At 57.4% G+C, this 15,335-nt stretch carries 10 protein-coding genes and 1 pseudogene; 1 reads left to right on the top strand and 10 read right to left on the bottom strand.

What is annotated here, in order from left to right; genetic code table 11:
* Positions 1-74: 74 nt before the first annotated feature.
* The 9 genes from GSQ91_RS03170 to glmS all read right to left on the bottom strand — a co-directional run bounded on the left by GSQ91_RS03170 (position 75) and on the right by glmS (position 13,151).
* Complete coding sequence (locus tag GSQ91_RS03170) at positions 75-1,820, bottom strand: M20/M25/M40 family metallo-hydrolase (protein ID WP_158819805.1); 1,746 nt, start codon at positions 1,818-1,820, stop codon at positions 75-77.
* Positions 1,821-1,932: 112 nt separating this feature from the next.
* Positions 1,933-2,142, bottom strand: a complete 210-nt coding sequence (locus GSQ91_RS03165) for a hypothetical protein (RefSeq protein WP_158819804.1) — start codon at positions 2,140-2,142, stop codon at positions 1,933-1,935.
* Positions 2,143-2,411: 269 nt separating this feature from the next.
* Positions 2,412-4,901, bottom strand: coding sequence for an ABC transporter permease (locus GSQ91_RS03160; RefSeq protein ID WP_158819803.1), 2,490 nt, complete (start codon positions 4,899-4,901; stop codon positions 2,412-2,414).
* A 294-nt stretch (positions 4,902-5,195) separates the two neighbouring features.
* Positions 5,196-5,474, bottom strand: a complete 279-nt coding sequence (locus GSQ91_RS25650) for a hypothetical protein (RefSeq protein ID WP_216845044.1) — start codon at positions 5,472-5,474, stop codon at positions 5,196-5,198.
* A 921-nt stretch (positions 5,475-6,395) separates the two neighbouring features.
* Positions 6,396-7,346, bottom strand: a complete 951-nt coding sequence (locus GSQ91_RS03155) for a hypothetical protein (protein WP_158819802.1) — start codon at positions 7,344-7,346, stop codon at positions 6,396-6,398.
* 1,002 nt (positions 7,347-8,348) lie between these two features.
* Positions 8,349-8,786, bottom strand: a complete 438-nt coding sequence (locus GSQ91_RS03150) for a hypothetical protein (RefSeq protein WP_158819801.1) — start codon at positions 8,784-8,786, stop codon at positions 8,349-8,351.
* A 388-nt stretch (positions 8,787-9,174) separates the two neighbouring features.
* The gene (locus tag GSQ91_RS03145; RefSeq protein ID WP_158819800.1) at positions 9,175-9,768 is read right to left on the bottom strand and encodes an RloB family protein; all 594 of its coding nucleotides are present in this window, start codon (positions 9,766-9,768) and stop codon (positions 9,175-9,177) included.
* Positions 9,769-9,770: 2 nt separating this feature from the next.
* The gene (locus GSQ91_RS03140; RefSeq protein ID WP_158819799.1) at positions 9,771-11,045 is read right to left on the bottom strand and encodes an ATP/GTP-binding protein; all 1,275 of its coding nucleotides are present in this window, start codon (positions 11,043-11,045) and stop codon (positions 9,771-9,773) included.
* 54 nt (positions 11,046-11,099) lie between these two features.
* Positions 11,100-13,151, bottom strand: coding sequence for a glutamine--fructose-6-phosphate transaminase (isomerizing) (gene glmS, locus GSQ91_RS03135; protein ID WP_158819798.1), 2,052 nt, complete (start codon positions 13,149-13,151; stop codon positions 11,100-11,102).
* Positions 13,152-13,381: 230 nt separating this feature from the next.
* On the opposite strand from glmS, the gene GSQ91_RS03130 reads away from it, so the two are divergent.
* On the top strand, positions 13,382-14,065 hold the full coding sequence (locus GSQ91_RS03130; RefSeq protein ID WP_158819797.1) for a hypothetical protein: 684 nt from the start codon (positions 13,382-13,384) through the stop codon (positions 14,063-14,065).
* Between the two features lie 314 nt (positions 14,066-14,379).
* Here the strand turns inward: GSQ91_RS03130 and GSQ91_RS03125 are convergent.
* Positions 14,380-15,335: pseudogene (locus GSQ91_RS03125) on the bottom strand (hypothetical protein); the annotation flags it as partial.

Below are 15,335 nucleotides of genomic sequence, written 5' to 3'. Positions count from 1 at the left end.
AAACCATCATGCTTCGGTCGAGATGACAATTCTGTAGTGGTTCATCCACACATCACACTATTCGTGAAGGTGCACTATTTCGCAGCGTCTGGGTACAAACCTTCCAGCGGTTTGCTCGCGCCGCTGAAAGGGAGTTCCGGCCTTGGCAGCATCGCGTCGCGCATGGCCGCGTTGTAGAGAAAGATCGCCTCCACCACGGCCTCCTGTTTCAGGTCCGGTTCACTCAGGTGATCGTACGTATCGAGATTGCTGTGGTGCGTGCGGCTGTCATAGTCGCGTGGGTCCTGGATGAACTGGAACCCCGGCAGGCCCGCCATCTGAAACGGCACATGGTCGGTAGAGCCCGTGTTGCGCGCGCTCACCGTCGTCATCCCGAGATCCTTCAGCGGCTCCATCCACTGCTGAAAGATCGCCCCGATCCCGACATTGCCCTCTGTGTAGATGCCCAACAACTTGCCTGTACCGTTGTCCAGGTTGAAGTAGGCATCGAGTTTAGCGGCTTCCGGCTTCAGCGTCGGCGGCGCTGTCATGGCTTGCAGGAACAGCGGCACATCCTCGTCTTCCTTGGCGCCGGAGTAGTGGAAGGTGGCGAAGTGGTTCGCCACGTAGCCTAACGAGCCGAAGATACCCTCCTCCTCGCCGCTCCACAGCGCAATCCGGATGGTGCGCCGCGGCTTGACGTGCAGTGCGTTCAGGATGCGCATGGCCTCCATGGCCGCGATCGCGCCTGCGCCGTTGTCAGTTGCACCCGTGCCGGCAATCCAGCTATCGAGATGGCCGCCGACCATTACGACCTCATCCTTCAACTGCGGGTCTGTGCCGGGAATCTCCGCGATGGTGTCGTAGCCCTGGGCATGCTCGTCGCCGAACTGTGTCGCAATCGCAATGTTTACGCTAACCGGCACCTTGTGCCCAAGCAGGCGGCTCATGCGGTTCCAGGCTTCGTCGGCGATAACCTCCTCCGGAATTGCCTGCTTGTGCTCGGGCCGGTAGACGAACCATCCCATGGAGGAGTTCGTGTCGTCATGCAATACGCCGCCCGAGCCGCTAGGTACCAGCACGGCTACCGCGCCCTCGTCCGCGAAGAACTTCGCAACCTTCTCCTTGAAGGCATTCTGAGCGAAGTACTTGCGAAAGAGATCGGGCTGGTTGGTGGGCAGCACATATTGCTCGTGCATGTCGCCATTCAGCGGATACTGCGCGAACTTGGCGAGCTTCTCCGCATCGTCATGTTCCATCTTGGGAACCTTGTCCGGGTCCACATCCGGATTCTCCTGCGCCTGACCGTACAGAATGGCCTTGCCCTTCAGCTTGCCCTTCCACGCAGCAAGCTCGCTTTCAGCTTTCAGCCCGGGCACAGCGATCACGTCCACCGTCATCGCTCCCGCCGTCGCGGGAGACCACGGTGTGGCCTGCGCCAGAAACACTGCTGGCCCCGGCTTCACCATCTGCAGACTCGCGCCGATCTGCGTCCACGCCATACCGAACTCGCCCCAGCTTTCGAGATGCGCGTTCGCGCAACCCATCGCCTGCAACTGCTGTCGCGTCCACTCGTTCGCACGCGCCATGGCCGGCGAGCCTGTAAGCCGCGGCCCGATGTCGTCGAACAGCGCACCGGCATACTCCATGACCCGCGAGTGGTTGAAGCCCTCATCGCGAATCCGCGAGTACATCTCAAGATCAAGCGTCTCGACAGCGGACGCGGTCTTCTTCGCTGCCGCTTCGGAGGGCTTCTCCGCGGCAAAACCAAGGTTGGAAGTAAGAGCAAAAGAGGCGGATAGACCAGCAACGGCGGCGCGGCGCGCGAAGGAACGTCTCATAGTTCCACCATCATAGTTCGAACGGCGGAGCTTCAAGTCACAACAGACAGAACAAAGGCTGCGACCAACGCAGCCTTGCTCTGCAACTTCTCCTGTTGATGTCTGGTCGTTTTTACGCTTGTGCTGCCGGCACAAAGCCGTCGCATCCTGAGATCGGAGTTACCTTCAGGTGCAGTGCTGCGTGTTTGGGGTGGCCGCAATCGTCCAGCAGCCCCTCGTCGGCCTTTTTGCTGGAGAGAATCGACACCAGAACCTGCTCCTTCGCGTGCTGCTCACCAAAGTGGCTACACAGCCCGCACTGTCCGTCGTGAACTGCCTGCATACTGACCTCCCGAGGCTTGCTTTCCGCCCGCTCTCTCCACAGTGTGACTCCACTCGAAGGGCTGACGTTGCCTGATGCCGCCAATTCTCTACCGCGCGAAAACCCTTGTCAACACTGGGGATGTGCGACCAAACCGGTCCGCTGTTCGCGTGTGCACGGCTAACTATTGCGGCGAAACCAACCTACCGTTGATGTCTGTCATTTCGACCGACCAACGGGAGCGGAGAAATGACAGGCTTTGGACTGGGCTCATACGTACAACGATGAGGTTATTCTCCTCGCAAAGCGTTGAGAGGATCGACCGAAGCAGCGCGGCGTGCGGGTATGGCTGAAGCCAAAAGAGCCAATGCGAAGACCGCAATCGCGGTCAGAATCATCACAACAGGGTCGAAGGGGCTTACATCAAAGAGGAAGGATCGCAGAAGGCTGGACGCGGCGGCGGCTCCGGCCAGCCCGAGAATACAACCGATGGTCGCGAGTTTAAGGCCGGAGACGAGAACCAGACGAATGATATGCGACCGCTGCGATCCGAGAGCGATGCGAATCGCCATCTCCTGCACGCGAGAGGCGACGGAAAACGCGATGATGCTGTAGATGCCAAGCACCGAGAGCACTACTGCTGCGAGGGCAAAAATGGAGATGATGAGGGTGTTGAAGCGGCGTGGCGCTTCGCTCTGGGAGACCACTTGCTCCATGGATTGCACCTGAGTGAGCGGCAGCTGTGCATCGATGGACCTGACGGCAGCGCGGAGAGCATTCTCCATCTGTTCAGGCGGCAGTGAGGAACGCAGGACGATGTAGCCGCCGTTGCCGTTCACATCCGTAGGTTGAGCAAACGAGCCGGCATCTTTTTCGAGCTGGGCGACAGGCTGGTAAAACTGCTCGGTCGCGTCTGCATCCGGCGAGTTGAGCTTGGCGTCGGCTACTTCTCCAACTACGGTCATCCAGGGAGTTGGCGCCTTTGCGGTGCCGGTATGCACGCGTTTCCCGATCGGATCCTGATGCGGCCAGTAGTGCTCGGCGAACTCGTGGTTGACGATGATGACAAGCTGGCCCTGGGCATTGTCGGACTCGGTGAAATAGCGGCCGCGGAGCAGCGGAGTACCGATGGCCTTGAAGTAGTCGCCGATCACCTGCGAAGGCGAAGCGGCCGTCTGGTCAGGGCCGCGTGGATCGACGTATCCCTCGGCGACAAAGGCCTCTATACCGTCTCCAGTAGTAGGAATCGTGGTGGTGATACCAGCGGCTTCGACACCGGGTTGCTGACGAAGCTGTTGGAGAAGGCGGTTGTTAAAGCTGTCAACCTGCACCTGTATGGAGTATTGCTTCTGCGGAAGCGAGTACAGGGCTGTGGTGACATGCTGGGGACGGAATCCGAGATCGACTGCGCTCATTTTGTTGAAGCTGCGCAGCAGCAGGCCGGAAGACGTGAGGAGAATGAGCGCGACGGCGATCTCCATAACCACAAGTGCGGAGCGCAGACGGCCGTGGCTACCACCTGCGGAGCCGCTGCGTCCGCCTTCTTTCATCGCGGCATTCACGTTGGTGCGCAGGGCGGCGAAGCCAGGAGCTAGTCCGCAGAGGAGACCGGTAAGGAGTGCGAGCAGGAATGCAAAGCCAATGACAGACCAGTTGAGAGTGATTTCGTTGACGCGCGGCATGGTCTCTGGAAGGAGGCCGCGGCCGACGACTAAGGCGAGAGCGGCGAGGCCGATGCCGAGAAGAGCACCAGCCATACTCAGGACGAGACTCTCGAGAATCGTCTGCCGCAAGAGCGTGACCGCCGGCGCGCCGATCGCCAGACGTATAGCCGTTTCGTGTTGGCGGCGGATAGCGCGAACCAGGAGGAGTCCGGCGAGATTGGCGCAGGCGATGAGCAACACTACGACTACGGCGAGGAAGAGCATGCGCAGAAGTGGAAGAGCATGCAGTACGGTGATGTGCTGCAGCGGATAGACCACTGGCTTGATGTGAAAGTTGGTCTCATCGGGCGGAAAGTTACGCATGATCTGCTGGGCAACGAGCGCAGCATCACTTTGAGCCTGAGCTGGCGTGATGCCGGGCTTGAGGCGGCCCACCAGTTGGAGATACCAGCTGGCACTGGCTTCCGGAGAAAGCTCCTGCGCAGAGAGGCTCATCGGAACCCAGATCTCGCTGCGGTTGAGACTGCCGGGATTGAGTGGGAACTCAAAGTCCCTGGGCATGACGCCGATGACGACATACGGTTTGCGATCGAGCAGCATCTTTGAGCCGAGTATGTGCGGGTCGCCATTGAAGCGGCTCTTCCATGTGGCGTAGCTGAGGACTGTGACCTGCGCCTTCTGCTGATCTTCCTGTGCGGTGAAGGTGCGACCCATGAGGGGCGCAACTTCAAGCGCGGTAAAGATCGAGGGCGTCATGCGCGTGGCGTTGATCTGTGCAGGCTGGCCAATTCCGGAGAGCTCAAAGCCTGCAGAGCCATAGCCGCCAAGGCTCTCAAACGAACGGGTATCTCGCGGGTAAATAACGACCTCTGGACCGGTGACGGGGCCTGCGTCCTGCTCTCCCCAGTGGGTGCCGCTGACCTGGTCTCCGAGCGTCACAAGACGGTCGGCGTGAGGAAAGGGCAGCGGACGCAAGAGCACCGCGTTGACAATGGAAAAGATGGCGGTCGTGGCACCAATCCCGAAAGCCAGCATCATGACTGCCGTTAGCGTGAATCCGGGGGACTTGCGCAATTGCCGGAAGACCAGTTTGAGATCGGAAAGTATGCTGTGCATGGAACTCCTCGAATGCCAGGTCAGCCATTAGGCAGATGACACCAACGTTTTAGATCGACTCAACGAAAAACATCGACATGCAAGCACTATCTTAGTGGACTTAAATCGGCTGTGGTTTTTTTGCGCTCGAGCGGAGGACGCGGAAGGCCTGCTTTCCCTCCTATCCTGCGGGAACGAAATCTCTCAAAAACAGATATAGGAGAGCGCCTTCTGCTTGTGCCGGGAACACGCCGCGTAGCACAGAGAACGGATCGATGTACAGCGGGAAATCGGGTAGTTACTGCCCAGTCAATATCAAGTGAAACTTCTTTGATGACGAAAAAAATAATTTGTGTAATGGTATGTAAAGTTGTATTTTGACTTCTGCTTTGCACCAATAATTTTCATTTTTGATTCCTCTGGTTGCAGCCAGAGAGAAAGGTCAACCCACACATGCTTACCATCGTTATCAACCTCGCAAGCCTTCTCACGTTCCTCGCTGGTTTCATCAGCATCTCGTAGTTCAGCACACGGCGATCGCCTGCTCCAAGGAGCGGGCGATCGCCGTGTTTCCTTTAAGAAAACTTGTTTCACAAACGGTATTCGCTCCCGCCAACTGCGGCCTTCGGCTACGCTCAGGTTCTGGAGAGGTCTTTCTTTCTGGGGCGAGAGAGCGAGACATCCCGCGTGGCTGTTTTTGCCTCCAGGGGAGGTACACCCAGCGTTAGGCAGATGTGATGTTTACTCTCCAGTCAACATCAAGTGGAACGCCTTGATGGCTGAGCATGGATTGTTATTGCGTAATCCCAGCTAAAGCTGTATGTTGACTTCTATTGTGCCCTGTACTTTCGAACTTTGACTCCTCTGACTGATCTCAGAGAGAAAGGTGGATCAACAATATGCTCACGATCGTTCTGAACCTCGCAGCTCTCATCGCATTCCTGTCTACCATCCTCAAGATTTCCCTCACGTAGGACTAAACCGCTCAGGATCAGGTCCTAAGCAGTCGTTGCTTCGCAGCAGAGTGGGATTACGAGGCATCCTGCACAGTCTTTTCCTGACCGTGTGAACCACGAGACATTGCACGGCCCTGGGGAAATGGAAATATAGTGTTTACTCCGTAGTCAATATGGAGTGAAAACTTCCCAGAGAATCAAACGGTCTATTGTGTAATTGCCTATTAAGTTGTATGTTTTTACCGGGCCCCCCGCAATTCTGAATTTTGATTCCTCTGGCTTTTTTGCCTCAGAGAGAAAGGTGGATCGACTCATGCTTACCATTGCTATCAACCTCGCAAGCCTCATCACGTTCCTCGCCGGTCTCCTCAAGATCACCGTTTCGTAGTTCAGCACACGGCGGTCATCCGCTCCTTTGAGCAGATGATCGCCGTGTCCATTTAACGTGTCTTTTCGTTGGTTCGAGTGGGTTGTCTCCGGTGGGGCGGAATGGCTTGGCTACCCCCAGAGTTGTCATGGTGGGTCGAAAAGGGACAGATCACACTATTGAGTTTCAGCGCTAGGGTTGCGTCGTGTCTGCGTCCGCGGCGATCTTCTTGTTGTGGCGGTTGTGGAAGTGGCGGACGATGTCGGGGTAAAACTCGATCGCCAGAGTTCCGATGGCGCCTTCGGCCGTGACGGTTAGGCCGCTCTCCAGGGTTTGGCCAACGCCGCGATCCGCGGCTGGATAGTAGAGGTTCGAGATGGCGCCCCCGATGAAGTTCCCCGAGATATTGGAATAGTTGAACTGCCAGTTACCACTGTCACTTTTGGCGCGGAACGTGGTGGAGAGCGCATACCAGAAGCGATGCATGGGCTTGCCATAGCCCAGGCGGAAGTAGCGCGGGTCCTGATGGAAGGCGGCGGGGAGGACAGCGTTGCCAAAGAAGTTGCCGATAAAGCCGTCGGCGTAGGACGCACCGAAGCGCTTGCTGTAGCCCCCGATGCCTCCGCGCCACTCAGGATAGGAGCCCTCCGCCTGCTCGAGCAGCGCGTCGAGGCCGGCGATGCCGAACTGGTAGGGATCGATCGAGCCGTGGAAGAAGAGATGGAATTTCTGTCCTGCTGAGAGCGGGGTCGCGTTGCCATTAAGGACCGCGTTGAAGCTGGGAACGACGCCGAACATGCGCTGCTTCTCTTCGAGTTGCAGCTCTTTCGCGGCGCGAGCGCGGCGCTGTTCCGGGGTCTCGTCTTGAGGGGCTTGCGTTTGGGGTGCGACGGGCTGCTGCTGTTGGGAGCTTGATTCCTGCACTTGCGGGATGGGAGCGTCCGGCAGGGTGACGGTGGCGAGTTGGTCTTCTGAGTTCTGGGAGCTCTGGCTCGGCGACGGCGGCAGGGGAGTTTCAGAAGGCGCGGTCGAGGTCGCTACGGGGTTATCGAGCGTCTGGGACACCGACGGGGCTACCGTCTGGGCTACGATGGGGCCGGTGAGACCGAAGAGGGTAAAGACGAGCAGAACGCGACCTATCAAAATCGTGGTTTTCCTTAGGGTGTCTGGATAGAAATAGACGGGTTTTCTCGATCGAGGTTGCACGCTGGCGGCGGGGCGGGGAGTACATGGCCTGGGCGGTAGGTGCAAGCTTAATTCTATTCTGTCGTCGCCCTTCTGGCGAGAAGTCCCGGCTGAGAAGGTTGCGGGCACGCTTTGCGCGATGGCCCAGTTCTCAGAGGCGAGATGCGGGGCACCCGGCTCGACGGACTCTGCGCCTTCAACAAATGCAGTTCGCATTTGGAAGATGAAGCGTTTAATTTCCAGTAAATATCGGATTAAACTCTCGGATTGCCGAAAGAATTGTGTTGTGCGTTGGGAGGTAAGGATGTATGGTCTCTCTACTGGCTTTCGTACACGCAGGTGCGATTCCTCTGTTTTTTCAGAGAGAAAGGCGGACTCATCTCATGCTTACCATTGCTATCAACCTCGCAAGCATCCTCACGTTCCTCTTTGGTCTCCTCAGCATCACCATTTCGTAGTCCACTACACGGCGATTGTCCGCTTTCTTGAGCGGGCGATCGCCGTGTCTCTTTAAAGCGGCGGCTTTCGATTCCAGTCAGCAGCGATCTTGCTTTGCACGGTGGCACACCTCGCAGAAGCGAGAGGCGAGGCATCCGGCTCGGTGGCCTCTGCTCCCTACAACAAACGCGGTTCGCCTTCGACGGAGGGAGTGGTTACTTCCCCGTTAATATCACCTGAGAACTCTCAGATTGCCGAACAATTGTGTTGTGTGGGTACAGGCAAAGTTGTATGGTCTCATCTACCGGTTTCCGTACTTGCACCTCGACTCTGTGTTTTTCAGAAAGAAAGGCGGATCAACTCATGCAATCCACGCAGATCGTCATTGACAATCCCTTCCTCAATTTCATCCAAGACCTCCTCGAGTTATTTGGTTTCCTCCAAGCCCTGTAGTCCACACCACGGCGATTGTCCGCTTTCTTGAGCGGGTGATCGCCGTGTCTGTTTAAGCGGCGGTTTTCGCTATGGGTGAGAATGCAGAGGTATCGCACTGGCGAGGGCCAGCAGTCCTACGATGCCGACGATGATTGCCGCACGCTTCGCGCGGGCGAAGTCGGGGTCGTCGGTCTTGATAGAGCCGAACTTTATCCACCAGCGGACGACCATCACAGGAATCGCGATCCGGAGAAACCATAAGCCAACAGCGCCGGCCAGACCCACGAACGGAACAAACATCAGGCAGAAGAACGTCAGCAGAGACCAGGCCATGACCTTCAGGTAGCTGGCGTCGCTGCAGGCCTGGCTAATCCTGCTGGTGGCAGCGGCGGAGACTTCCGCAGCCGCTGGATCTATAGGCGTGGAGCAGAACGGACACTGCTGTACCGAGGTGTTGATGGTCTCTCCGCAGTTGGGGCACGGAAGAACGTGAACTGCCGAGGAAAGATTCAAGCTTCCCGCCATGCTGGTGTCCTCTTGTTGATGCGGGGTTAGGGTAGCACGCGGAGAGGAGGTGGGATATCCAAAGACAAAAGGGAAAATGCTTGGATACTGTGGCTGTACTGAAAAATAGCAGGCGCTGCGACGGAAAGCAGATCAGCCGTTCCTGCTACGCCTGCACTTCTGCTTGCGACAGTGAGGTAGGCGTCTTCGACGTCGGGTTTGTGGCGAAATTGAAACCGCGCCCTTCCGATTCGTGCTAACTATTGTGAAGGGCGAGAGCAATCGTGCCTTCGCGATGCCCCCTCATCGCAAAGAACGCGACAGATACGGCACCCAATACTTTGGGATAGATTAAGACACCATGAGTCGGCCACCTACCATTAGCTTATGTGGTGCAGTCGAATGCATACTAGAGTGGTTTACGGATTTGGTCGACCAGATTGCTGACGTTCGTGTACGGCGCACTGTTAATCTGATTTACGATCCTACTTTTGCCATTAATTACAGCTGCTCTTGTGCGAGCTTGTAGATAACCTTGCTTAATATCTTCGTATTTGAAAGCCTTCTTATAGCCATCAAGATGCTTCCGAAGGAGCGACGCAACTTTCGTGCGATGCAGGTCCTTATTGCATTCTTCGAAATGCAATAGCAGAAATAATTCAAAGCAAGGATTACTAAATGCGACTTTAAATCCATGCCCAGCAGCCTTCTGCCTTGCCTGAGGTATATTCAGGTGGTCATCTCTATCGAATACGCACCATATTTGATCGTAGAGACCATAAGGATCCGAGGCCGCATCCGTTTTATTCTTCGCTTGCAACAAAATCGCTAAATTCACGACATCAAGTGGTGAGAGTCCACCCCCTCTGACGTGCATGAGTTCTTGCGCAATTTTCCTATCTCTTCTAGCACCCTCAAGGTAAATCTTTTCGGTCAACTTCCCTTCGCAAACTACGAGCAGACGCGGAATTGGTTTCAATCTTGGACGCTGGCGTTCTCGCATGGTTATTTCGTCTCTTCTTTATGTTGTTCGTACGCTCTTTCTCCAGCCAAAGCCTCCGCTACAACCTGCAGATGATCCTCCATAAACGGAATAGCGCCAAACCGACCTTCTAAATAATCCCGCTGACTTTTCATGCTAGATCTCATCCCTTCAAAGTCTGCAAGTGAATAAATCTTCGTGCCAAATTCAGGATCCTTATCTGCAAACCAGATTTCGTCGGGGCGAAGCACCTTAGAATCTAATAATGCCGTGTCATGTGTCGTAAAGAATAACTGCGCATGCCGCGGATTCGTCTTGGGAGATTGAAAGAGCATAATTATCGATTTCAATAGGCCCGTATGAAGACTTGCATCCATCTCGTCTAGGAAGAGGCAAGTGCCTGACTCAAGGGTGAACATAATTAAGCCCAACAGGCCCAAATAATTCTTTGTTCCGGCCGATTCTTCATCTAACGTGAGTTCCGCCGCATTGTTCCCATCTAGCGATTGATGGGTTACTTTAATTTTGTTGAAACGATTTGATCCTCGCAATATTTCGCCGAACGAATCCTGCATGTCTGGTGGCAATTCGAAAGGTAATTTACCTGCTTCTTCGCTATGTCGAATATCACTTACAAGAGGATCTATAACTCTCAACGCTTGGAGAAAGAAACGTCGGTTATATTCGTGATCCATGAATACTGAGGCTACTGCATTTTGGAATGGGTTGTCGTCGCTTACCACCGTCCATGAATCGATAGCATTTTGCAATTTCCCCAACAGCTGGTTGTTATTCGCGGCTCCGCTTGAGATAAAGAGCGCATTTGGTCGGGTAAAACCTACGAGAGCTTTCCCCCCTTTGAATGCTGTTCCGATTTGGAAATTTTGGCCGTGACGTCGATATAAAAGACGCCGCCCCAAATAGAGCCACTCTTCGATCACACGATCGGCGTCAATCCGAAAACCAATTTTGTATATAGCCCGGTCAAGTATGAACTCGCACTCCATCATCGTCGGCTCTGAGGTGCGAAAGAAGTGAGGACGTATCTGAATCTTGGTATCCCGCAGTGCCGCATGAGAATTGCGAACCGCGCCAGAGAAGAAGGCAAAAGCCTTCAGCATCGACGTCTTACCAGCCGCATTTGCACCGAAAAGAGCAATGACAGGCAAAACCCCATTCTTCACCCCAGGGTGATGGCCTAAGCTATCGGAGAATGCCCCATAACGCGATGCGAGAAAGGTTAACTCCTGCCTTTTGAGTATTGAGCGATAGTTCTCGACAGCAAACGAGAGAATCATAGATAAAATCTATATCAATCCAGCAGTTCGCGTAAAAAAATCACGCGAAATCGACTATTCAACCGTCACACTCTTCGCCAAATTCCTCGGCTGATCCACATCGCAGCCTCTGCGCACAGCGATGTGGTACGCCAGCAATTGCAGGGGCACGACTTCCAAGATCGGCAGCAGCAGCTCGTGGCTCTGCGGGATCTGGATGACGTGCTCTACCAGTTGGGCGATGTGCTCGTCGCCTTCGATCGCAATGGCGATCACGCGGCCGCTGCGGGCTGTTACTTCCTGGATGTTGCTGAGGGTCTTTTCGTACTTCAGGACTGAGCTGGGATCACTTGGGTCTTTGGTCGCGATGCAGACTACCGGGAGGGTTTCGTCGATCAGAGCGTTGGGACCGTGCTTCATCTCGCCGGCGGGGTAGCCTTCGGCGTGGATGTAGCTGATCTCCTTCAGCTTCAGTGCACCTTCGAGCGCTATCGGGTAGTGGATGCCGCGGCCGAGGAAGAGGAAGTCGCGCGCCGTGGAGAAGGACTTGGCCAGTTCGCAGCACTGGGCGTCGACCGTGCGGAGGATCTCTTCGAGCTTGCCAGGAACGCGGGAGAGTTCGGTGACCAGATGCAGTGAGGCGGCGTCCGTAATCGTCCCGCGGGTTTGGGCGAGGTAGAGTGCGAAGGTGAAGAGCGCCGTGAGCTGGGCCGTGAAGGCCTTGGTGCTGGCGACGCCGATCTCCGGGCCGGCGTTGGTGGTAATTGTGCCCTGGGCCAAGCGCGTGACGGCTGCGCCGACCACGTTGCAGATGGCCAGCGTCTTGGAGCCTTTGGCGATGAGTTCGTGCTGCGCCGCGATAGTGTCGGCTGTCTCGCCGGATTGCGTGATGAGCAGGCCGATGTCGGTGGGCGAGGGGATGGGGTCGCGGTAGCGGTACTCGCTGGCGTAGTCGACGTCCACGGGGAGACGCGCCAGGCGCTCGATCATGAACTTGCCCGCGAGGCCGGCGTGCCAGCTGGTGCCGCAGGCGGCGATGGTAATTCCTGTAGCGGCGCGGAACTCCTCGGGGGTGATCTGCATGTCCGGGAGAAAGACCTTACCGGTATCGAGCGAGACGCGGCCCAGGGTGGTGTCGCGGACGGCGCGAGGCTGCTCGTTGATCTCCTTGAGCATGAAGTGCTTGTAGCCGGCCTTTTCGGCCTGGATGGGGTCCCAGGTGATGCGCTGTGGCGTGAGAGTCTTGGGCGCGCCTGCGAAGTCGGTGAGCTCAATGCCCAGGGGGGTGAGGGTGGCGACTTCGCCGTCCTGCAGGAAGTAGATGGTGCGGGTGTGGTGGAGGATGCCGGGGACGTCGGAGGCGAGGAAGTATTCGCCTTCTCCGATGCCCAGCACTGCGGGTGGGCCCATGCGCGCGGCGACGAGCTTGTCGGGCTCGTGCGCGGAGAGCACGCCGATCGCGAAGGCTCCGGTGAGGCGCTTGACGGCGCGTCTTACTGCTTCTTCGAGGGGGAGAGAGGGTGGGGCGGTTAAGACGGTTTGGGCGGAGTTGGAATCCTCAGCGCCGGTGGTGGTGCTGGCACCCGCGAAATGCAGGGGTCTCTTGATGCTGAGCGTGGCATCAATATTGGCATCGCGCTCTGCGTCTAGGGGTCTCTCCACTGCGCTGCGCTCCGGTCGAGATGACAGAGTTTTGGTGAGTTCGGCCAGTTCGAGTTCGTCCTGGATGACGTGGGCGATGATCTCGGTGTCGGTTTCGCTGGCGAACTTGTGGCCCTTGGCGATGAGGGCGTTCTTGAGTTGCAGGTAGTTTTCGACGATGCCGTTGTGCACCACGACCAGTGTGCCGGTGCCGTCGCGGTGAGGGTGGGCGTTCTCTTCTGTGGGGCGGCCGTGCGTGGCCCAGCGGGTGTGGCCGATACCGTAGGTTCCCTGCACAGGATCTTCGCGGAGAATCGCGTCGAGGTTGCGGAGCTTGCCGGGAGCGCGGCGGAGTTGCAGGGGGTGGCCGCCTCCAGCGACGGCGATGCCGGCGGAGTCATAGCCGCGGTATTCGAGGCGGGCCAGGCCCTCCATGATGACAGGGACGCAGGGTTTGGGGCCAATGTATCCGACGATTCCACACATAGTTAGCAGTGTAGATGGTGAAGAACAGCAAACAGGAAACAGGAAGTAGGAAACAGAGGGTCTGTTCAGCTACTAGCTATGAGGGTGTCAGCTACGAGGAAGAGCGCGTTCTTTCAGTTTTGAGTTTTGAGTAAGACAGTGGCGAGTGCTCTTTTCCAGTCGTGAGCATCCGGGGTGCTACTTGATTTGGGAAAGTTTGAAGGAGAGGATGAGCGTGTCTGGAGGATGAGATGTGGAGAGTCGTAGCAATACTGTTGGCGGTAGTGGGGGTGGCGGGCTGTGGGTGGGCGCAGGATCCTCTGAAGACGCTGCCGCATAACTACTGGGTGGAGTTTGAGGATCCTTCGGTGCGAGTAGTGCATGTCCACTATGGCGCGGGAGAACATGTGCCGCAGCATGATCACCCCAGGACTCCTACGCTGTATGTGTATCTCTCCGACGCGGGGCCGGTGCGGTTTGTGCATACCGGCGACGACAACTTCTCGCTCGTGCGTAAGCCGGTGCAGACCGGACAGCTGCGGTTGAGCCCTGGGCGCATGGAGACGCATCGCGTGGAGAGCCTGAGCAAGACGTCGAGTGATTTTCTGCGTGTCGAGTTCAAGACACTGCCGTTGTATATCAATTCGATGCATGCTCGCATGGCGGCGGCGGGAGAGGACTTCTGGAAAGCAGCGCAGCCGGAGAAGGTGGAGTTTGACGACGCGCATCTGCGTATCGTGCGCGTGGGCGTGCAGCCGGGGAAGAGTGCGTTGTTGGAGTCGCACGCGGCGCGCGTGGTGTGGCTGGCGGTGCGTGTCGATGGGGCGCTGTGCGCGGGGAAGACGGCGCATGCGGGGGAGGGTTGGGATGCGGCGAAGCTGGGCGTGCAGGCGGGGACGAAGCGGGTGGAGATTTTGCGAGTGGAGTTGAAGTAGGGGTTGTTTTCGGCGGTATTGCATGTGCTAACTCAACCTTGTCATCTCGACCGAAGGCGCGCTTTTGCGCCGTAGTGGAGAGACCTGCAGGCTGCTAGCGCGAGCAGTGGTGCCAGCGCAGGCAAGCTGCAGGTCTCTCCACTTCGCATTGCAAAAAGCGCAATGCTTCGGTCGAGATGACAAGGTTGTGGTAACACGTGCCAGAGGCACCCTAGACACCCCCCGCATTCGCGGTAATACGAATGCGGGGATCCTTCAGCTACGCTTCAGGATGACGACGAAATACAAACAACGGCACAGGTCAGGTATAGAACTTAGCCTTGTGTGTTGTAGAGCAGCACGGCGCTGGCTGGGGCGACGATGGAGGCTTCGCGGAACTTTGCGGGTTCGGTGAGTTCGACCTTGGTGGAAGATAGCGACGGCGCGCTTAGCGTGAAAGCCAGGCTGTAGCCAGAGAGATCGACGCGGAGTTCCTTCGCCTTGTCCTTGTTGATGATCGCGATGACGGTCTGGCCGGTGGGGAGCTTGGCCGCGAAGGCTGTGGCGTTCACTTCGCCGGGGTTGAAGTCGATCGGGATGATGGTTGCGCCGGCAAAGTGTCCGGCGAACTTCATGCCGTAGAAGACAGGCTCGGCGACGTAGCGGCCCTCGATCTCGGCGATGGGCGTGTAGAAGGGGCGTGGGTGCGGGGCCTTGGGGTCGGGCATGAGGAGCTCGCCGGGGAGCGTGCCGCCCAGGGAGTCCGCTACGGCCTTGCCGCTGCCGCCATGCAGATTGGCGCCGGCGTAGCCGAGGGAGGCGAGGGTGAGCAGGTAATCCGCCGACCAGAGTGAGGCGCCGAAGACGTCCGACATGCCGGGGCGGCCGCCGCGGTAGCAGCTATTGCCCTCGGTCATGCGGTATTTTGTGCCGATCCTGGCGGCGGCAGCGCGGGTGGTTTCGGCGACGGTCTGCACCTTGGGATTGGACTTGAGCAGGTCGTCGAGGTTGGCCTTGGGGTTCGACGGTGGGCCGGTGAAGTAGTAGTGGTGGGAGATGGCGGCGATCTCGGGGTGGTCGTGCAAAGCGGCGAGGCGGGTGGAGACGGTAGTAGGCCACTGCGGATTACCGGCGACGTCGGGCAGGCCGAAACGCGCGGAGGGGACGCGGGCGCGGATGGCGTTGGCGGCGGCGAGCCACTCGTCGAAATAGGCGTCGGCGGACCACTTGGTCTTGTCGCGGAAGCGGCTGGGGAAGCCATCAGGCTCGTTGCCGACCTGGAAGTATTCGA

It is taken from the genome of Granulicella sp. S156, assembly GCF_009766105.1.
Lineage (GTDB): Bacteria > Acidobacteriota > Terriglobia > Terriglobales > Acidobacteriaceae > Granulicella.
Note: the sequence above shows the minus strand (reverse complement) of the source record. Positions and strands in the feature narration are given on the sequence as shown.